This window comes from Aromatoleum sp., from assembly GCF_032027225.1.
In the GTDB taxonomy this organism is placed as follows: domain Bacteria; phylum Pseudomonadota; class Gammaproteobacteria; order Burkholderiales; family Rhodocyclaceae; genus Aromatoleum.
Map to the genome: position 1 here is coordinate 18,659 of NZ_JAVSMM010000010.1, position 17,171 is coordinate 35,829.

The following is a 17,171-nucleotide window of genomic DNA, read 5'->3' on the forward strand; positions in this document are numbered from 1 at the left end:
CAGCTGAACGGAGTCGCGGGAACGACAGCGATCCCGCTCTCCGTCGCCGGCTCAGAAGCGGTGCCCCAGCACCAGCTGCAGCGCTTCGAGACCCGGGTTCGGTTTCTTGATGCCCGCGTTCGAGTAATGCGTGAAGCGCAAGCCGACCCAGGTTTCGTTGGTGCCGCCGGTGTTGCCGCCCCACGCGACCCCGATTCCGATGTGCTCGCCGAACTGGAAGCGCGTGCTGAAGTCCTTCGAGCCGAGGTCGCCGCGCGAAAACACGTTCGCGCCGAGGCCGGCTTCGAGGTAGGGGCGCATCCGCGCGTGCGCCGGGTCGACGCGGAAAGTCGCGAACACGCCGCCTTGCCAGAGCTTGTCCCCGTTCAGTTCATGCCGGTTGACCTGCAGCTCCGGATAGCCGACGACCCGCCAGCCGCCCCGTTCGGCGCGAAACCAGTCGTCGAGCACGACTTGCAGGCCGACCGTTTCCACGCTGTCGTATCTCCCCCCCTGGAGCACGACCCCGGGCTCAGCGGCGCAGCCCAGTGCGGCGCCCGCGAGGACCACGCCGCCGAGCGCCCGGGCGCCCGAGAGGGGGCGGCCGGCACTGCGCGGCCCGCGTTTCGGGTCGGGAACGGGCGGAAGGGTGTCGACGTGATCGGCGCCGGGACTCGAACCCCCGCCGGCGACGAAAGGACGACGCAGTGCGACCGCAAAAGTGCGGCCGATCGGGCGGGCGGACGTTCGATGAGCTTTCATGGGCAGGGTCTCCTGTTTGAGGCTGTTTTTTGTCGATGCTGCGGCGAAAGCGAAAAGCGCAGATTCACTCTAGCAATCGGATTGCCGCAGCGCATCCCGCCGGCCTTTCGGTTCCCGGCGCTTGGGGCTGCCTCACGGAAGTACTTCTTACGACTGGCTGTAATTCCTACCGCCGATCGGCGAGTTTTCCCCGGGCTCCGCGCGGGCTGCGGGCGTAACGGGGGTTCGGCGCTGTGGCGTTTTTTCCCACAACGCCGGGCGCTGCGGCGCAGCGAGCCTTGTTGCAGTGCGGTGAAGCTCGCGTGGGCCCGGGAATTGCATCGGACCGCAGGGGAGGGGCGCGCGACAGGGACTTGCGAGTCCTCGACGAGAATTTTTTCCACTGGGGACAGCAGTAATGGATCTTTTCGCGAACAGGGGAGTGCCGCTCGAGAAGCAGGCGTTCACGTGGAAAGAGATGGTCGGCAAGCCGATCAGCAAGCTCGACGACGAGGCCTTCACGCGCGTGCGCGTCATCCTGATGAACGGCCTCGAACGCGACGCGCTGCGGCTGTCCCACATCGGCGCGCGAATGAACGGCGAGCTGCGCCGCCCGCTGGCCGAGCTTCGGCGCGCCGAGCAGCATCAGGCGACGACCGTGAACTCGCTCCTTTCGGCCGACCATTCGCCGCTCGAAACGACGATCGCGCACGAGCAGGTGGCCGTCGAGGTGACTGCCGAAGTCGCGCAGCGCGAACCGGACGCATATCTCGCCCAGGTGTACCGTTTCGGGCTGCTTGAAGACCTCGACCATCTCTACCGTTACTCCGCGCTGCTCGACAGGCTCGAAGGCAAGGATTCGAACAACATTCTGCAGGGGCACACCGACATCGTTCCCGGCCGGCCGGCCGTAGACGAACACCGTGCGCCGTTCGACGACGTGCGGCGGCCGTTCGACGCCGACGCGCCGCTCGCGTCGAAGCTCTTCGCGACGCTGATCACCGCGGCGGAATACCAGACGCACGACTACTACATGACGATCGGGCCGACCTTCGCCGACCCGATCGCGCGCCAGTTGTACGCCGAGATCGCGTCGATCGAGGAGCAGCACGTGACGCAGTACAGCTCGCTGCTGAATCCCCGCCTGAGCTTCCTCGAACTGATGCTGCTGCACGAGGCGACCGAGGTTTACGGCTATTACAGCTGCGCGCAGACGGAGAGCAATCCGCGGCTGCGCGCGCTTTGGGAGCGGTTCTGCGACTACGAGCTCGGCCATCTGCACCTCGTCGGCGACCTGATTCGCAAGTACGAGCGGCGTGATCCGGCCGAGGTCCTCGACGGCGTGCTGCCGGCGCCGCTCGAATTCAAGAGCCAGCGCGACTTCGTCCGCGAGGTGCTCGAAGCCGAGGTGAACCTGCGCGCGAACGGTTACGACTTCGTGCCGCGCGAGCGCGAAAGCGACGCGACGCTCGCATATCGCCTCCGCGTGAACGCCGACGGCTCACCCTCGACGCAGGTCGCGACGGCGTACCACTGGACGTCGGGGACCGAACTCAACCGTTCGATCCGCCGCGTCGCCTGAGGCCGCGACCCCACCGACACGAATCGAACAGGATCCGTTCATGGAAAACACGACCGAACTCGGCTTCAACCGCACCGGCGCGCAGTCGTCCCCGCTGTCGGTGCACAGCATGCAGATCTATGCCGACGAGCAGTCACCGCATGCCGCGCCGACGTCCGATGGAATGCCGGACGGCAAGGCGATCGCGTCGGTGCGCTCGCTTTACGTCGCCGAGGCCGAACGGGTCGGCTCCGTGCCGATGCCGGGGACCGTGACCGGCGCGTTCAACACGGTGCTGTCGCACCTGCGCGGCCGCAACCCCGAAGTGCTCGTCGACAAGCTCGGCGAGCGCCTCGCGTTCGAGCGCACCGGCGTGCGCCTTTACCAGGCGCTGATCGACAAGGCGACGGTGCTCGGCGGGCTCGAGACCTTGCCGTTCACGATCGCCGACCTGCAAAAGATCCGCGGCGAGGAGCTCGAACACATGCATATCGTCGCATCCGCGCTCGATTCGCTTGGCGCCGATCCGACCGCGCAGACACCGTCGGCCGACGTCTCGGCGGTCGCGTCGATGGGCGTGATGCAGGTGCTGACCGATCCGCGGACGACGATCGCGCACGGCCTCGAAGCGATCCTGATGGCCGAGCTCACCGACAGCGACAGCTGGAACCTGCTCGTGGCCCTGACCGAGCAGGCGGGGCAGGACACGCTGCTGCCGGACTTCCGCCGCGCGATGCAGAACGAGAACGCGCATCTGCTGAAAGTGCGCGGCTGGCTGCGCAGCGTCGTGCTCGGAGAAGGGGCTTAAGCCCGTCGACGAGCCGGGCCCGCGGCTTGCAGCCCGGAGGCACCGGACGACTGCAAGGAGACCGAGCATGGCTGACCCGCGCCACGTCGAGCAGATCCCGCCCCAGCACCAGGACACGCAGCCCGGGCGCGTGGCGCCGATGGAGCCGCAGCCCGAGGACTTCATGAGCGGCTATCGCGGCACCGGCAAGCTCGACGGCGAGGTCGCGATCGTCACCGGCGGCGACAGCGGCATCGGCCGTGCCGTCGCGATCGGCTTCGCGAAGGAGGGCGCCGACATCGTCGTCGTCTACCTCGAAGAGCACGACGACGCGCGCCGCACCCGCGAGGAGATCGAGAAGCAGGGGCGCAAGTGCCTGCTCCTCGCCGGCGACGTCGGCGACGAGAGTTTCACGAAGAGCGTCGTCGCGCGGACGATGGAAGCGTTCGGCCGGATCGACGTCCTCGTGAACAACGCCGCCGAGCAGCACCCGCAGGACGATTTTTCGGCCGTCACGCGCGAGCAGCTCGAACGCACTTTCCGCACGAACCTGTTCGCGATGTTCGACCTGACGCGCCATGCGCTGCCGCACCTGAAGGAGGGTGCGCGCATCGTCAATTCGACTTCCGTCACCGCGTATCGCGGCAGCGCACACCTGATCGACTATTCGGCGACGAAGGGCGCGATCGTCTCGTTCACCCGCTCGCTGTCGTCGGCGCTCGCGCCGAAGCGGATCCGCGTCAATGCGGTTGCGCCGGGCCCGATCTGGACACCGCTGATCCCGTCAACCTTCGATGCCGAGCACGTCGGCAAATTCGGCGAGAAACAGCCGCTCGGGCGCGCCGGCCAGCCCGACGAGATCGCGCCGTCCTACATCTTTCTCGCGAGCAGCGATTCGAGCTACATCACGGGGCAGGTGCTGCATCCGAACGGCGGCGAGATCGTCAACGGCTGACGGCCGCCGGCCATACCCGCGACGCGGACCCGCGGGTCCGGCCCGGAAGGAGGAGTCGAGAATGTTCCTGCCCGTCGACCCGAACCTCGCGCCCGAAGCGGCGAGCGCCGATGCGATCCGCGAGCGGCTCGGCGCACTCGGCGACAACTACCGCCGCCGCATGGAAATGCTGCACCGGCTGCAGCGCCGGCGCTGGCAGGAGCGGTTCAACGCGTTGTCGCGCGCGGCGCCGAGGCGTCCGCCGCTGGTCAACGAGATCCGCGACTACCTGCGCGACTCGCTGCGGCGCTGGGCGCTGACGCTCGACGTGCTGAGGCGGCGCGGCAACGAATTCATCGAATACGAGCGCAGCGGCCAGCCGCCGCTGCTCGCGTTCGACTACGAAGTGCTGATCGACGGGCGCGATCTGCCCGAACCGGTCAATTACTGTCTCGTGCGCATCATTCCGCCCGCCGGCGTGACCGTCGATCCGACGAAACGGCCCTACCTGATCGTCGATCCGCGCGCGGGGCACGGCGCGGGCATCGGCGGCTTCAAGCAGGAATCGCAGGTCGGTGTCGCGCTGCGCGAAGGCAACCCCGTTTATTTCACGGTCTTCTATCCGAAGCCCGAACCCGGGCAGACGCTCGCCGCGGTGATCGCGGCCGAGCTGCGCTTCGTACGCGAAGTGGTCGGACGGCACCCGAAGAGCCCGAAACCCGCGCTGGTCGGTAATTGCCAGGGCGGCTGGGCGGTGATGGGCCTCGCCGCGATCGACCCCGAGATCACCGGGCCGCTAGTGCTCAACGGCGCGCCGCTGTCGTACTGGGCGGGCGTGCACGGCAAGAACCCGATGCGCTACCTCGCCGGGCTCGCCGGCGGAAGCTGGCCGGCGTATTTCCTCAGCGATCTCGGCAATGGGCGCTTCGACGGCGCATGGCTCGTGAGGAACTTCGAGAGCCTCAACCCGGCGAACACGTACTGGACGAAGTACTACCGGCTGTTCGCGAACATCGACACCGAAGCCGAGCGCTTCCTCGAGTTCGAAAAGTGGTGGGGCGGCTTCGTGCAGATGAGCGGCGAGGAGATGCGCGCGATCGTCGACGACCTTTTCGTCGGCAACAAGCTCGCGAACGGCGGCTTCGCGACGAGCCGCGGCACGACGCTCGATCTGCGCCGCGTGCGCTCGCCGATCGTCATGTTCTGCTCGCACGGCGACGACATCACGCCGCCGCAGCAGGCGCTGAACTGGATCGCGGACACCTACCTGTCGGCGCGCGAGATCAAGGCGTACGGGCAGACCATCGTCTATGTCATCCACGCCGACGCGGGCCATCTCGGGATTTTCGTGTCGGGCGCGGTCGCGCGGCGCGAGTTCTCGCAGATCGCCGGTACGCTCGCGTCGATCGAGGCGCTGCCGCCCGGGCTGTACGAGCTGACGATCGAGGACACGAAGGTCGACCGGCGCGGGCTGCCGCAATACGCGGTGAGCCTGCACGAGCGCGAGATCGAGGACATCCTCGCGCACGACGACGAACGCGAGGACGAGCGGCCGTTCCGCATCGTCGCCGCCGTGTCGCAGTTCAACGCGCGGATGTACGAGAGCTTCGTGTCGCCGTGGGTGCGCGCGGTGTCGCACGACTGGTCTGCGAGCCTGATGCGGCAGTTCAACCCGCTGCGCTTGCAGCGCTACCTGTGGAGCGACCTTAATCCGCTCACGTGGGCGCTGCCGGTCGTCGCGAAGCAGATCGCCGAGGTCACGCGGCCGGTCCCCGCCGACAATCCGATGCGCTGGCTGCAGGAGCTGTTCTCCGAATCCATCGAAGGGCTGTTCGACAGCGCGCGCGACATGCGCGACGCCACGCTCGAGAACGCCTTTCACTTCGTGTACGGGCTGCTCGACGCGGTGCAGATCGGCGAAAGGCTCGCGCAGCCGGCGCGCGAGGTCGCCGTGGCGAAGGAAGAACCGGCGGCGCGCGCGCTCGCGGCGATCGCCGAAGGCGGGGTGCGCGAGGCCGTGATCCGCATGCTGCTGTTGCTGATGAAGGCGAGCGGATCGGTGCGGCGCGCGACGCTCGATTCGGTGCAGGCGCAGCTCAGCGAGTCGGACGCGTTCGAGGACAGCGACGCGCACGCGCTGCACGCGATCGTCGCGACGCAGAGCGTCATCGTCGCCTACGAGCCGGAGGCGGCGCTGCAGACGCTGGAGAAGCTGCTCCCGACCGCAGAGCAACGCAGCGAAGCGTTGCAGATCCTCTGCTCGGTGCTGCCGCAGGATGTCCTCGACCGTCCGGTGCTGCGCGGCGTGATCGCGCGCTTCGAGGAAATCCTCGCAACGGGAGTGAAGGCCGCCTGAGCCCTGACCCGCGGAACGGCGCTTGCAGCGCCAGTTCGTCGCGGGCCGCGTTCGGGCCGCGTTCACGGAGGTTTCCAGGATGACCCAGGTTGCGCTGTCGCATGAAATGCTCGAATGCATCGAGCTATGCCGGCGATGCCATCTCGTGTGCCTGAACATGGCGACGGGACATTGCCTCGAGAAGGGCGGGCGGCACGTCGAGCCCGAACACCTGAAGACGATGCTCGTCTGCGCCGAGATTTGCCAAACGGCCGCGAACGTGATGATCACCGGCTCCGGATTGCATCGTCAGATGTGCGCGGTGTGCGCCGACGTCTGCGACGCCTGCATCGCAAGCTGCCGCGACCTCGACGAGATCGAGGAATGCGTCTTCGCGTGCGAGCGCTGCAAGAACAGTTGCGAAGCGATGACGACGGTGTGACGCGGCAATGCGCCCACGAAGGCCTGGCCCACGCGCTGCATTCCCGATTTCTCTTGCTTCACTCGCCCGACGGCGCCGGTTCGACGTGCCGCCCAGGACGCAGGCGACGGGCGATCGTCGATGGCGACGCATGCACCGGCTTGGCGGCCGGCAGCCGCACGCCGACACATGCGGCAGGAATTACAGCCGGTCGTAACAAATTCCGGTCCGGGCGGGCTGCGAGCCCCGCGCTGCCCGGATTGGGGCGCGGAACACAATTTGCATCGGCTCGTCACCTTTGCAGGAGGGTATGAATCATGGAAACCGTATCGGAAACACGCGTCACCCACTCACCGGAGATCGAAATGGAGAGCAACCCGCTGTACAGCATCCGCTGGAGCGCGATCTTCGCCGGCCTCGCGGTCGGCCTCGGCATCCATCTGCTGCTGATGCTGATCGGTGTCGCGGCGGGGTTCGCGGTGTTCGGTGCCGGCGAGCGGCCAGGCGGCGGCACGCTGTCGATCGCCGCGGCGGTGTGGAACACGTTGAGCATGCTCGTGTCGGCGCTGATCGGCGGCTACGTCGCGTCGCGCGCATCGGGGCTGCGGCGTACTTCCGACGGCATGCTGCATGGCGTCGTGTCGTGGGGCGCGACGGTGATGGCGTTCGCCTTCATCACCGGCTCGGTCACCGGCAACGCGCTCGGCAGCCTGTTCGGCGTCACGACGACCGCGGCGACGCAGGCGGCGGTCACGCCGGGCGGCCCGGAGGCGAGCATTCCCGAGCTGTTGTCGAGCATCCAGCGGGGTGACCGCGCCGCGACGGTGCGCATGCTGCAGGAACGCTTCGGCATGACGGCCGAGCAGGCCAATCGAGCAGCCGACCAGGCGGCGACGATGATCGGACGCAGCACGGCGCCTCAAGGCACCGAGTCGCCGGCCGTCACCGACACCGCGCAGGCCGCGACCGCCGCGAGCGTGTGGCTCGCCGCCGCAATCCTGCTGTCGCTCCTCGCGGCCGCCGGCGGCGGGCTGATGGGCGCGCACGGTGCGCAGCGGCGTTCGATCCCGCATCTGCAGCGCCGTCACACCGGCGACACGACGCGCGTCGTGCGGCGTCAGATTCCGACCGCGGGCTGATTTCCCGGCCGCCGGCTATTAACGCGGCAAGGAATACCGCCGTTCGCCCGGAGCTTGTCGAAGGGCGGTATTCGGGCTGTGTTTCGACTGGCTCAGCCCGAACGGTAGTTGGCTACCGGCTCAATAGTCGTCCGTCAGCGCCTGTTGCAGCGAGGCGACGACGGCGGCGCGCAGTGCGTGCCACGGCGCTCCGCCTTGCTGGACGTGGCGCTGGTTCACTTCCAGTTCGAGCCCGATGTAGTTGTGCGTGCGCACGCGCCGGCGCATCCCGGCGCAGAAACCGTCCGAGCGCCCGGTGTAGGGGTAGTTGCGCCGCACCTTGAGTTCGGGTGCGGCGAGCCGCAGCGCGGCGTACCAGCGCATCGCCAGTTCCACTTCGCCCGGCCGCCGCGGGTCGTACAGCAAGCCGATGTCGGCGTTGCGTACCTGACCTTCGAAGACCGGCGTGAAGCTGTGGCTGGAAAGATGGAAAACTTTGCGGCCGGCCGCGAGCGAGCGATCGACAAGGGCTTCGACTGGCTCGCGGTAAGGCTGATAGTGGTCGGCGAGCAGTTCCTCGCGAAGCTCCCGCGGCGCGTCCGCGGTGAATTCCGAAAACAGGTCGCGGTTGCCGAGCGAGCGGTTCAGGTCGATCAGCAGCCGCGTCGTCGTGCTGGAGAAGAACGGCGCGCCGAGGGCGTCGGCGAGTTCGCGGCCGAGTTGCAGCGCGCCGGCGTCGTGGCCGCGGTGCGTCTGCAGCACGTCTTCGCGGCCGGCGAAGAGGTTCCGGTAGCGCTCGGGGACCTCGTTGCCGCCGTGTTCGCAGGTGATGACGACATCGAGCGCGCGGCCAGCGGCAGAGGGGGGCGGCGCCGGCCGCGTCAGTCCGTTCCCCGGAACAGCCGGTCGTCGTGCAGGCATTCGGCGAGCTCCCGGTAGACGTCGCGCAGCCGGTGCGCGTCCGGTGCGTCGCCGACCGCGGCGACCAGGCGTCGCGCGAGCGGGCCGCGGTCGAGGATAAGGCGCAGCGGCGCTTCCCAGGTCGCCGCGAGCGCGCCGGTCGCCGCGAGCGGGTCGATCAGGTTCGTCCACACCTCGTCCGCGCGCCAGCGTCCGCCGTCGAGCCCGAGCTGCGACAGGTAGTGGTCGTCGTCGATGATCGCGCGCTCCGCGTCGCGGATGCAGTCGCGGAAGATGCGCGCGAGCGTCGCGGTGTGGTTCGTCGCGTCGACGTCCGGCTCGTCCGGCATCTCGTCGTACAGCCGCCGCACCAGCGCGACCACCGCCGCGGCGATCGCGATGTCCGCGGTCGGGCATTCCTGCACGTCGAGAACGCGGATTTCGATCGCGTTGCGCTCGAAGCGCGGGATCGCCGCGCGCACGTTGAGCCATTCGTGCTGCAGCACGCCGCCGTCGCCGTACTCCGCGATCTCGCGGTACATCGGCGCGAGGATCTGCGCGCGATATTCGGCGGGCGACGCACTCGGCCGCGGGATGCACTCGCCGGCCGACGACGGCAGCAGGTTCTGGTGCTCGCGATAGACTTCGAGGCGGTAGTCCATGAAGCCGGTCGCGCGGCCTTCGGCGAACGGCGAACTCGCCGCGAGCGCCGGCAGCAGCGGCAACACGAGCCGGACCGCGGCGTGCAGCCGCGCGAACTCGGCGTCGTCGCCGAACGGCAGATTCAGGTGGATGCTCTGCAGGTTGCCCCAGCCGTGGCGGCGGCAATCGAAGATGCGGTCGTAGGTGCGGTAGATCTGGCTGTTTTCATGCGTCCACAGCCGCGTCTCCGTCGTCGGGTCCATCCACGGGTGCATCCCGGCGGGCATCAGCCGCGCGCCCATCGGTTCGAGCAGCGCGTCGATCGCGGCGATCTCGTCGCGGAACGCCTGCGGCAGGTCGTCGAGCGACGCGTCCGGCGCGCGGTTCTTGACCTCCAGCAGATGCAGCGCGAGCTCGTTCGACCAGCCCATGCGCCCGCGCTCGACGTCGTTCGCCGGGCGGCCCGCGGCCTGGCACAGCACCTGGTCGGCGAGGGGGCGCACGTCGAGCGTCTCGCGGTCGACGATCATGTATTCGATTTCCACCCCGTAACCTGCGAATGCCGGCAGGACGACAGTATCGGTCATGCGGGATTGCCTCCTCCCCGGCGCTGTTCGAGTCGGCGAAGGAACACGCCCATGACCTCGCGGTACAGAGCGTCCTTCAGCACGCCGTCCTCGTTGCCGGCGTCGACGTTGGGGTTGTCGTTGATTTCGATGATGCAGTAGCGGTTGCCCGTCTGCTTGATGTCGACGCCGTAGAAGCCGTCGCCGATCAGCTTCGCCGCTTCGAGCGCGACGGTGACGACTTCCTCCGGCGCTTCGCCGACCGTGAGCGCCTCGGTCGGCCCTTCGCTGCGGCCGTGCTCGCCGTGGTGGTCGATGACCTGCCAGTGCCCCGTCGCCATGAAGTACTTGCAGACGAAGATCACGCGCCCGTCGAGGATGCCGACACGCCAGTCGAACTCGGTCGGCAGCCACTCCTGCGCGATGATCAGGTCGGATTTCTGCAGCAGCTCGGCGACTTTGGTGCGCAGCTCCCGCTCGTCCTCGACCTTGTCGACCCCGATCGAGAACGAGCTGTCGGGCTGCTTCAGCACGCAGGGCAGCGCGAGCAGCGGGACGATCTGGTCGATGTTGTCGCGGTGGATCAGCAGCGTGCGCGGCGCCGGAAGGTTGTGGTGCGCGAGGAGCTCCGCGAGATAGACCTTGTTGTTGCACTTCAGGATCGAGTCCGGGTCGTCGATGACGACGAGGCCCTCGGCCTTCGCCCGCCGCGCGAAGCGGTAGGTGTAGTGGTGCACGAAAGTCGTGTCGCGGATGAACAGCGCGTCGAATTCGGGCAGGCGTTCGTAATCGGACGGCCGGATGAAATGCGGCCGCATCCCGAGCGCCGTTGCGGCGGCGGCGAACTTCTCGAGTGCGCCGGGGTTCGACGGCTGATCCTCGTCGTCCGGGTTGTGCAGGATCGCGATGTCGTAGTGGCGGTCGCCGCTCTTCGGCCGCGCGCGGCCCGCGAGGTAGCGGTTCGCGGCGTCGAACGCGAAGTCGCGGTGCTCTTCCGGGACTTCGCGCAGGCCGATCAGGTCGATCGCGCGCATCTGCCACTGACCCTGCTCGCGCTCGAACTGCACGCGCAGCAGCGGCGCTTCGAGCAGCTTGAATAGCTGTCCGGCGAGCACGTTGTAGCGCTGCGCGACGTTGAGGCCGAAATACACCGAGAGCTCGAAGTGCTTCGACTTCAACGGCGCAAGCGTTTGCTCGACCAGCTGCGACAGTTCGCTCGTGAGCACCTGCACGAGCGTACGCGATTGCAGGTCCTCGATCGTGCCGGCGCGCGGACGCGGGGAATGGCCGCGCGCCTCGGCGAGCAGCGAGACGTAGTAGCCGAGGCTCTGGTATTCGAACGAGCGGCAGAGGTTCAGCACGCGGGCGGCGCGGTCTTCGCCGTAAGTCGAGTCGGTGAGATAGGTCCGGGCGGGCACGACGGGAAGGCCGAGCCCGCCCAACGGCCAGTCCCCCGGGTCTTCGACGACGATCATCGTGTTCATGGCGCCTCGGTCGGCCGCGACCCCTTGCGGGGCGAGACGATCAGCAGGTTCGCGTCGTGCGTGACGATGCCGAGCAGGATCGCGTTGACGACGCGGTCCATGCGGATCCAGTACTCGCGCGTGCCGCCGTAGGGATGCGGTTCGTACGGGTCGACGACGAGAAGCCGGCGCGCCTTGCGGTCGTAGCCGGAGATGATCACGAAATGCCCCGACGGTGTGCCGCGCACGTCGTCCGGGATGTCCGACGGGCCGTATTCGCGCGCAGCGCGGTACAGGAAAGTCGAGCTGAGGCCGGTGAGGATCGGGTAGCGCCGACGCAGCAGTCCGCGCAGCAGCGGCGGCGACAGGTCGCTGAAGCGCAGGCGTCCGCCGAGACGCAGGAAGTCGAGGTAGCCCTCGGTCGCGTGATGCAGCCGCGGGTCGTCCTTGAGCTCGCGCTGCGCCTGCAGCCGCTCGGCGATGTCCATCCGGCGCCGAAACCACGTCGGGTCGAACATCGTGAGGTTGTATGTGTAGATGGTCGCCTCGTAGCCGTTCGCGAGCGCATCGCATGCGAGGAACACCGCGATCGTGCCGCCGTGCGCCATCGCGCGCGTGCGGGCGATGACGCCATCGAGCGAGATGTCTTCCGACCAGTAGCGATAGACGGCGTGCAGGCAGGTCGGCCCGCACGTCGTCTCGGTCGGCTGCGGGAGCATGTCGACGTTCAGTCGCAGCGAAGCCGGCAGCATCGGCGGCGTCCTGTCGGCCGGTCAGCGCGATTGCGGCGCGGTGGAGAAGCCGCCGCCCGACGCGGCGGTGCCCGATCCGCCCGCGGCAACGCCGTAGGCGCCGGTGCCGGAGGTCGGCGCGCCCGGCGTGCTGATGCCCGACGTGCCCGGGGCCATCTCGCTCGATGCCGCCCGCGCGATCGGCGCGACGGACGAAGTACCGGCGATTTCCTCGATCTCGCCCGGTTCGGCGCTCGCGTCACTGTAGCCGAGCGTCGACGAGCGCCACGACCCGCGACGACCGCCGTCGGTCGCGCGGGCGCGCTTCGGATCGAGGTAGTAGTAGGCGCTTGCCCCGAGGGCGAGCGCACCGAGCGCGAACAATGCCGATTTCATTCTGACCTCCGCTTTGGCGTGTTGACCCGACCTCGGTGTTAGCAAAGCGCGTGCCGCTTGGCACAGCGGAGATCGGGACCGCGGCGCTCCCGCGCGGCTGCCCGCGGCGGGCAGTTCTTACCGGCATCTGAAATCTTTACGAGGCGTTTGCGAGCCGGCCGAAGAGCCCAGACGCAGCTGGCCCGCCTATAGCAGTGGCGGTGCGCTGCCCCCGCGACGCGGGCGCACGCAGGTATGGGTTTTGCAGCGACCCGTGACACAGGTGAACCCTGTGATTCGAAGGAGGTGAAATCATGCAAGTACGCGAAGCAATGACGACCGACGTACGAACGCTCGACCCGGACCAGACGCTGCAGGAAGCCGCCCGACTGATGGCCGAATGCGACGTCGGCTCGCTGCCGATCGACGAAGGCGGGCGCCTCGTCGGCATGGTGACCGACCGAGACATCACGATCCGCGCGGTCGCGCAAGGCAAGGCCCTGGACACGCACGTGCGCGACATCATGACGAAGGACGTGAAGTACTGCTTCGAGGATGAGGACATCGCGCACGTCGCGCGCAACATGGGCGACATCCAGGTGCACCGCCTCGTGGTCCTCGACCGCAACAAGCAGCTCGTCGGCATCGTCGCACTGGCCGACATCGCGAACACCGAGGGTGCCGACCCCGCGGGCGAAGCGGTCTGCGGCATTTCCGAGCCGACCGGTTCGCATACTCATTGACCGACGCGGTCGAGCGGCCGGAAGCGCCGCGCCGCGAGGCGGAGCCGCCGACAATTGCCGGCGGCGATGTGCGTGGTCGGCGCAATCGGCTCCACGCATCCAACAAGCGACCTGCACCAACGGCCGCTACAAAAAAACCGGGCTCTGGCCCGGTTTTTCGTTTCTTCGTCCCGGCAACGTGACGGCACGCTCCGGGACGGGTTCGAGAGAAGCGGCGGTCGTCGAGGCGCTACAGGTATCCGATCAATAGCAGCACGAGAACGATGACCAGCACGAGGCCCAGCAGGCCGCTCGGGCGGTAACCCCACGAGGAACTGTACGGCCACGAGGGGAGCGCGCCGATCAGCAGCAGCACCAGCAGGATGATGAGGATCGTCGATAGCGCCATGATGGTGGTCCTTGGGATGCGGCAGTGCCGCGGTACCGGGTTATCGGCAGCTTTCGTGCCCGGACCCGGGACGCCTGACGGGAGGATGGTGTGAAATATTTACCGCTTCCGCCCGCTTTTCATCGCGCTGCCGGCAGGCGCGGCCGCGTGCATCCCGCAAAACCCCAGCAATTCAGCGCGGCACGGCGTTTGCAGCGAGTCAATCGCTACGAAGGGCTGTTCCATTCAATCGCGCCTGGAGGTGTGCCATGTTGTATTACGCCGCAATATTCCTGGTGATCGCACTGGTCGCCGCGCTGTTCGGTTTTGGCGGGATTGCCAGCGGTGCCGTCGGTATCGCGAAGATCCTGTTCTACATTTTCATCGTCGTTGCGCTCGTGTCGCTGGTCCTCGGGCTGATACAGAGGTAGCGGTGGGAGGTCCCGTGATGGATTTCCCGCGGCTACTGGTTCCGATCGCGATCGGCGCCGCCCTCGCGGCCTGCTCTCCGGAGCCGACAGCGGGGACGACGCCGGAGCGCGCGCAAGGTCCCGCCGCCGACACGGCGGCGACGACCGATCCGACCGCGCAGCACCGGCCGCCGAGCAAGGTCGCGCGCGCCGTCGACGATGCCGCGCTGTCGACGAAGGTGAAATCGGCCCTCGTCGGCGACGCGAGCGTCAACGGCGGCGACATCTCGGTCAGGTCATCTGCCGGCGAAGTCACGCTGAGCGGCACCGTGCCGGCCGAGCAGATCACGAAGGCCGATGCAATCGCGCGACGCGTCGAAGGCGTCACCGAGGTGATCAACTCGCTGACGCCGGCCGAGCCGCTGAACAAACCGCCGTCATGATTCCGCGACGGCTCGCGTCCCGGTCGGTGCGGCACGCGGAGGATTGGCCACGACGGCCGGCGGCGCCCCCGGGATGGGAGCGGCGCCGGCTTTTCCGCGCCATGCGTCCGCGTGCAGCGCCGTCCCAGAATTCCCCCGCGCGATCGTGCGGGGCTGTCCGGAGTCGGACGGGTGCATGATGATTTCGCCGTCGACACCGAGCCGCGCGAACAGCGGAGAGGCGCCGCGCAAGCGGACGTCTGACCGCGGCCGCGCCGAGCTTGCGCGGGTCGTGCCAAGGTTCCCGCGCCTTTCGACGGGCCCGCTTTATTCCCATCATTTTTCCGTCCTCGCGTTGCCAGGGCTAGCGATGCTGCTCGCCGCGTGCGCGACCGGTGGCGTCGTTCATGTGCCGGCCACCGAGAACTCCGCGTCCGGGGGGCAGGTGCGTGTCGTCAACGAGCGCGGCGCGGTGTCTCCCCAAGCCGCGCGGCGGATCGAGCAGGAAGGGCCGACCGATCTGCTCGCGCATCATCTCCGCGAGGTCGAAGGGGTGATCGAGTCGCCGCTCGTGCTCGGCAACGACGCGCACCTGCTGATCGACGGACCGCAGACGTACAGCGCGATGTTCGAGGCCATCGAGCACGCGAAAAGCCGCGTCTTTGTCGAGACCTACATCATCGAAGCCGGCAAGGTCGGCGGTGACCTCGCCGAGCTTCTCGCGAAGAAGCGTGCGCGTGGCGTCGAGGTGCGGGTGCTCTACGACAGCGTCGGCTCGCGTCCGACGCCGGCCGAGTATTTCGATCGGCTGCGCGGGGCCGGCATCGCGGTATGCGAGTTCAACCCGATCAATCCACTGAAGCTCGCGGGCGACGCCGATCTCGGCATCAACAATCGCGACCACCGCAAGGTCCTCGTCGTCGACGGCCGCGTCGCCTTCACCGGCGGGATCAACATCAGCGGCGTCTATAGCGCCGGATCCTTCGGCAGCCGCCGCAAGGCGCCGACACGCGAGGAGGGCTGGCGCGACACTCACGTGATGATGCGCGGGCCGATCGTCGCTCAGTTCGAAGGGCTCTTTGCGAACTCCTGGAACGGGCAGGCGTGCGACGACGACGTGGCGCTGCCGGCTTCGGCGCGCCCCGGTCCGGCCGGCGACATGGCGATGCGCGTCGTCGTCGCCGACCCGGCGTCGCAGCGCAGCGAACTCTATGTCGCGCTGCTGTCCGCGGTCGAGCACGCGAAGGAGCGGATCTGGCTCACCTACGGCTACTTCGTCCCGGACCACCGCGTGCTGGATGCGTTGCAGGACGCCGCGAAGCGGGGCGTCGACGTGCGCCTCGTGCTGCCCGGCTTCAGCGATTTCTGGGCGCCGTTCCACGCCGGGCGCTCGCATTACACCGCGCTGCTACGCGCCGGCGTGCGTGTGTTCGAGCGGCGCGACGCGCTGCTGCATGCGAAGACCGCGGTCATAGACAGCGTCTGGTCGAGCGTCGGGTCGACGAACCTCGACTGGCGCAGCTTCGTGCATAACTACGAAGCCGATCTCCTGGTGCTCGACCGCGACTTCGCCGGCGAGATGGAGGCGCTCTTCAGCATGGACGAAAAAGCGTCGCACGAGGTGAAGATGGTCGAGTGGAAGAACCGCGGCCTGAAAGCGCGCGTGCTCGAATGGTTCGCGCGTCGCTGGGAATATCTGCTGTGAGCCGACGCGCGGGCCCGCGATGCCGCTGCTGAAACTTCTCCACTTCGCGGCGCTGCTCTGCTGGTGCGGAGCGCTGCTCTATCTGCCCGCGCTGGTCGCGGCCGCCGGCGACGAGAACTCGCAGTACCGAGTCGATCGCGCGTGGATGGCGCGCCAACTCTTCATCGTGTTCGCGACGCCGGCTGCGTTGGTCGCGATCGGCACCGGCACGGCGCTGTTCCTGCGCGATGGCATCGTCGCGCCGTGGCTGGTGCTCAAGCTGGTCGCGGTCGCCGGGATGACGATCTGCCACATCGGCTGCGGCGGGCTGATCCTGCGCATCGAACGCCACCTCGAACTCGACCAGCCGCCGGCGGGCATCTGGCTCAGCGTCACCACCGGAATCCTCTCGGCCGTCTTCATCGGGGCAACGCTATGGCTCGTGCTCGCGAAACCGGGGGTTTAGCTGGGAAACGGGCTCACTTCGTCGCGCGCACGCCGACCGCGTGCTCGTACACCAGCTGCCCGCCGATCAGCGCGGTCAGCGCGATCAGCACCGCGGTCAGCACCGACAGCAGCGGGCCGCCGGCGGAGAATTCGGTGACATGGTCGGCATAGCGCACCAGCCAGTTCAGCGTCGCGATCGACAGCATCATCACCGCGAGGATGCTGTGGCACCACGCGGTGATCTTCTGCCGGATGCGCGCGACCGTCAGCAGGTCGACGAGGCCCGCGATGCTCGCGACCCAGCCGCCGATCGAGCCGACGCCCGCGAGCCACAGCCCGGCGCGCGCCCAGAACGGGTCCGCCGTGACCCAGTACGCCGCATCGGTCGCGACGAGGCCGAGCAGCGCCGCGACCGGGAAGTGGATGATCATCGGGTGGATCGGGTGGCCGCCGATCGACGCACGGCTCGCGATTGGTTCGGAGACGGCTGGCTGCATCGAGAGTTCCTCCAGCACAGGTCGGGACGCGGGGCGCGCCCGTCGCGA

The 17,171-nt window shown here is 68.1% G+C and carries 19 protein-coding genes; 11 read left to right on the forward strand and 8 right to left on the reverse strand.

Annotation, left to right across the window (positions count from 1 at the left end; translation table 11 throughout):
• Nucleotides 1–51: 51 nt before the first annotated feature.
• Entirely contained in the window at nt 52–741 is a 690-nt protein-coding gene (locus ROZ37_RS12280; protein ID WP_312659718.1) for an acyloxyacyl hydrolase, read from the reverse strand.
• 397 nt (nt 742–1,138) lie between these two features.
• On the opposite strand from ROZ37_RS12280, the gene ROZ37_RS12285 reads away from it, so the two are divergent.
• The 6 genes from ROZ37_RS12285 to ROZ37_RS12310 all read left to right on the forward strand — a co-directional run bounded on the left by ROZ37_RS12285 (nt 1,139) and on the right by ROZ37_RS12310 (nt 7,897).
• A complete protein-coding gene (locus ROZ37_RS12285; RefSeq protein WP_312659720.1) occupies nt 1,139–2,302 on the forward strand; it encodes a hypothetical protein in 1,164 nt (387 codons plus the stop codon).
• 40 nt (nt 2,303–2,342) lie between these two features.
• Nucleotides 2,343–3,089 carry a ferritin-like domain-containing protein gene (locus tag ROZ37_RS12290; protein ID WP_312659721.1) on the forward strand — a complete coding sequence of 249 codons (747 nt, stop codon included), beginning with the start codon at nt 2,343–2,345 and terminating at the stop codon, nt 3,087–3,089.
• Between the two features lie 67 nt (nt 3,090–3,156).
• Nucleotides 3,157–4,023 carry an SDR family oxidoreductase gene (locus ROZ37_RS12295; protein WP_312659722.1) on the forward strand — a complete coding sequence of 289 codons (867 nt, stop codon included), beginning with the start codon at nt 3,157–3,159 and terminating at the stop codon, nt 4,021–4,023.
• A gap of 61 nt (nt 4,024–4,084) precedes the next feature.
• Entirely contained in the window at nt 4,085–6,358 is a 2,274-nt protein-coding gene (locus ROZ37_RS12300) for a DUF3141 domain-containing protein (protein WP_312659723.1), read from the forward strand.
• A 79-nt stretch (nt 6,359–6,437) separates the two neighbouring features.
• Entirely contained in the window at nt 6,438–6,779 is a 342-nt protein-coding gene (locus ROZ37_RS12305) for a four-helix bundle copper-binding protein (protein ID WP_312659724.1), read from the forward strand.
• Nucleotides 6,780–7,075: 296 nt separating this feature from the next.
• Nucleotides 7,076–7,897 (forward strand): hypothetical protein, encoded by an 822-nt coding sequence (locus tag ROZ37_RS12310; protein ID WP_312659725.1) that lies wholly within the window; start codon nt 7,076–7,078, stop codon nt 7,895–7,897.
• Between the two features lie 120 nt (nt 7,898–8,017).
• Here ROZ37_RS12310 and ROZ37_RS12315 read toward each other — a convergent pair whose 3' ends face one another.
• The 5 genes from ROZ37_RS12315 to ROZ37_RS12335 are packed head-to-tail and all read right to left on the reverse strand — an operon-like array spanning nt 8,018 to nt 12,574.
• Nucleotides 8,018–8,797, reverse strand: a complete 780-nt coding sequence (locus ROZ37_RS12315; protein ID WP_312659727.1) for an N-formylglutamate amidohydrolase — start codon at nt 8,795–8,797, stop codon at nt 8,018–8,020.
• A complete protein-coding gene (locus ROZ37_RS12320; protein WP_312659728.1) occupies nt 8,758–10,005 on the reverse strand; it encodes a glutamate-cysteine ligase family protein in 1,248 nt (415 codons plus the stop codon). The genes ROZ37_RS12315 and ROZ37_RS12320 overlap by 40 nt, the downstream gene beginning before the upstream one ends.
• Nucleotides 10,002–11,468 carry a RimK family protein gene (locus ROZ37_RS12325; RefSeq protein WP_312659729.1) on the reverse strand — a complete coding sequence of 489 codons (1,467 nt, stop codon included), beginning with the start codon at nt 11,466–11,468 and terminating at the stop codon, nt 10,002–10,004. Before ROZ37_RS12325 ends, ROZ37_RS12320 begins: the two co-directional genes overlap by 4 nt.
• A complete protein-coding gene (locus ROZ37_RS12330; protein ID WP_312659731.1) occupies nt 11,465–12,199 on the reverse strand; it encodes a hypothetical protein in 735 nt (244 codons plus the stop codon). Before ROZ37_RS12330 ends, ROZ37_RS12325 begins: the two co-directional genes overlap by 4 nt.
• 21 nt (nt 12,200–12,220) lie before the next feature.
• Entirely contained in the window at nt 12,221–12,574 is a 354-nt protein-coding gene (locus ROZ37_RS12335; protein ID WP_312659733.1) for a hypothetical protein, read from the reverse strand.
• A gap of 293 nt (nt 12,575–12,867) precedes the next feature.
• Between ROZ37_RS12335 and ROZ37_RS12340 the strand changes: the two genes are divergently transcribed.
• Complete coding sequence (locus ROZ37_RS12340; RefSeq protein WP_312659735.1) at nt 12,868–13,296, forward strand: CBS domain-containing protein; 429 nt, start codon at nt 12,868–12,870, stop codon at nt 13,294–13,296.
• A gap of 229 nt (nt 13,297–13,525) precedes the next feature.
• On the opposite strand, the gene ROZ37_RS12345 is transcribed toward ROZ37_RS12340, so the two are convergent.
• The gene (locus tag ROZ37_RS12345; protein WP_312659737.1) at nt 13,526–13,684 is read right to left on the reverse strand and encodes a DUF3309 family protein; all 159 of its coding nucleotides are present in this window, start codon (nt 13,682–13,684) and stop codon (nt 13,526–13,528) included.
• A 248-nt stretch (nt 13,685–13,932) separates the two neighbouring features.
• On the opposite strand from ROZ37_RS12345, the gene ROZ37_RS12350 reads away from it, so the two are divergent.
• From ROZ37_RS12350 to ROZ37_RS12365, 4 genes are all read left to right on the forward strand, one after another.
• Nucleotides 13,933–14,094: a DUF1328 domain-containing protein gene (locus ROZ37_RS12350; protein WP_312659738.1), complete on the forward strand. Its 162-nt coding sequence runs from the start codon at nt 13,933–13,935 to the stop codon at nt 14,092–14,094.
• A gap of 17 nt (nt 14,095–14,111) precedes the next feature.
• Nucleotides 14,112–14,516 carry a BON domain-containing protein gene (locus ROZ37_RS12355; RefSeq protein WP_312659739.1) on the forward strand — a complete coding sequence of 135 codons (405 nt, stop codon included), beginning with the start codon at nt 14,112–14,114 and terminating at the stop codon, nt 14,514–14,516.
• Between the two features lie 349 nt (nt 14,517–14,865).
• Entirely contained in the window at nt 14,866–16,200 is a 1,335-nt protein-coding gene (locus ROZ37_RS12360; RefSeq protein WP_312659740.1) for a phospholipase D-like domain-containing protein, read from the forward strand.
• 19 nt (nt 16,201–16,219) lie between these two features.
• On the forward strand, nt 16,220–16,645 hold the full coding sequence (locus ROZ37_RS12365) for a CopD family protein (protein ID WP_312659741.1): 426 nt from the start codon (nt 16,220–16,222) through the stop codon (nt 16,643–16,645).
• A gap of 13 nt (nt 16,646–16,658) precedes the next feature.
• Here ROZ37_RS12365 and ROZ37_RS12370 read toward each other — a convergent pair whose 3' ends face one another.
• Nucleotides 16,659–17,123 (reverse strand): DUF2231 domain-containing protein, encoded by a 465-nt coding sequence (locus ROZ37_RS12370; RefSeq protein WP_312659742.1) that lies wholly within the window; start codon nt 17,121–17,123, stop codon nt 16,659–16,661.
• Nucleotides 17,124–17,171 lie beyond the last annotated feature (48 nt).

Excerpts from the sequence above, each read along its gene's own strand:
- ROZ37_RS12315 (WP_312659727.1), bottom strand. The coding sequence starts at position 8,797 with ATGCCTGCACGACGACCGGCTGTTCCGGGGAACGGACTGACGCGGCCG.
- ROZ37_RS12330 (WP_312659731.1), bottom strand. The coding sequence starts at position 12,199 with ATGCTGCCGGCTTCGCTGCGACTGAACGTCGACATGCTCCCGCAGCCG.
- ROZ37_RS12310 (WP_312659725.1), top strand. The coding sequence starts at position 7,076 with ATGGAAACCGTATCGGAAACACGCGTCACCCACTCACCGGAGATCGAA.
- ROZ37_RS12285 (WP_312659720.1), top strand. The coding sequence starts at position 1,139 with ATGGATCTTTTCGCGAACAGGGGAGTGCCGCTCGAGAAGCAGGCGTTC.
- ROZ37_RS12290 (WP_312659721.1), top strand. The coding sequence starts at position 2,343 with ATGGAAAACACGACCGAACTCGGCTTCAACCGCACCGGCGCGCAGTCG.
- ROZ37_RS12360 (WP_312659740.1), top strand. The coding sequence starts at position 14,866 with ATGCTGCTCGCCGCGTGCGCGACCGGTGGCGTCGTTCATGTGCCGGCC.
- ROZ37_RS12280 (WP_312659718.1), bottom strand. The coding sequence starts at position 741 with ATGAAAGCTCATCGAACGTCCGCCCGCCCGATCGGCCGCACTTTTGCG.
- ROZ37_RS12335 (WP_312659733.1), bottom strand. The coding sequence starts at position 12,574 with ATGAAATCGGCATTGTTCGCGCTCGGTGCGCTCGCCCTCGGGGCAAGC.
- ROZ37_RS12320 (WP_312659728.1), bottom strand. The coding sequence starts at position 10,005 with ATGACCGATACTGTCGTCCTGCCGGCATTCGCAGGTTACGGGGTGGAA.
- ROZ37_RS12300 (WP_312659723.1), top strand. The coding sequence starts at position 4,085 with ATGTTCCTGCCCGTCGACCCGAACCTCGCGCCCGAAGCGGCGAGCGCC.
- ROZ37_RS12370 (WP_312659742.1), bottom strand. The coding sequence starts at position 17,123 with ATGCAGCCAGCCGTCTCCGAACCAATCGCGAGCCGTGCGTCGATCGGC.
- ROZ37_RS12295 (WP_312659722.1), top strand. The coding sequence starts at position 3,157 with ATGGCTGACCCGCGCCACGTCGAGCAGATCCCGCCCCAGCACCAGGAC.
- ROZ37_RS12340 (WP_312659735.1), top strand. The coding sequence starts at position 12,868 with ATGCAAGTACGCGAAGCAATGACGACCGACGTACGAACGCTCGACCCG.
- ROZ37_RS12365 (WP_312659741.1), top strand. The coding sequence starts at position 16,220 with ATGCCGCTGCTGAAACTTCTCCACTTCGCGGCGCTGCTCTGCTGGTGC.
- ROZ37_RS12350 (WP_312659738.1), top strand. The coding sequence starts at position 13,933 with ATGTTGTATTACGCCGCAATATTCCTGGTGATCGCACTGGTCGCCGCG.
- ROZ37_RS12345 (WP_312659737.1), bottom strand. The coding sequence starts at position 13,684 with ATGGCGCTATCGACGATCCTCATCATCCTGCTGGTGCTGCTGCTGATC.
- ROZ37_RS12305 (WP_312659724.1), top strand. The coding sequence starts at position 6,438 with ATGACCCAGGTTGCGCTGTCGCATGAAATGCTCGAATGCATCGAGCTA.
- ROZ37_RS12355 (WP_312659739.1), top strand. The coding sequence starts at position 14,112 with ATGGATTTCCCGCGGCTACTGGTTCCGATCGCGATCGGCGCCGCCCTC.
- ROZ37_RS12325 (WP_312659729.1), bottom strand. The coding sequence starts at position 11,468 with ATGAACACGATGATCGTCGTCGAAGACCCGGGGGACTGGCCGTTGGGC.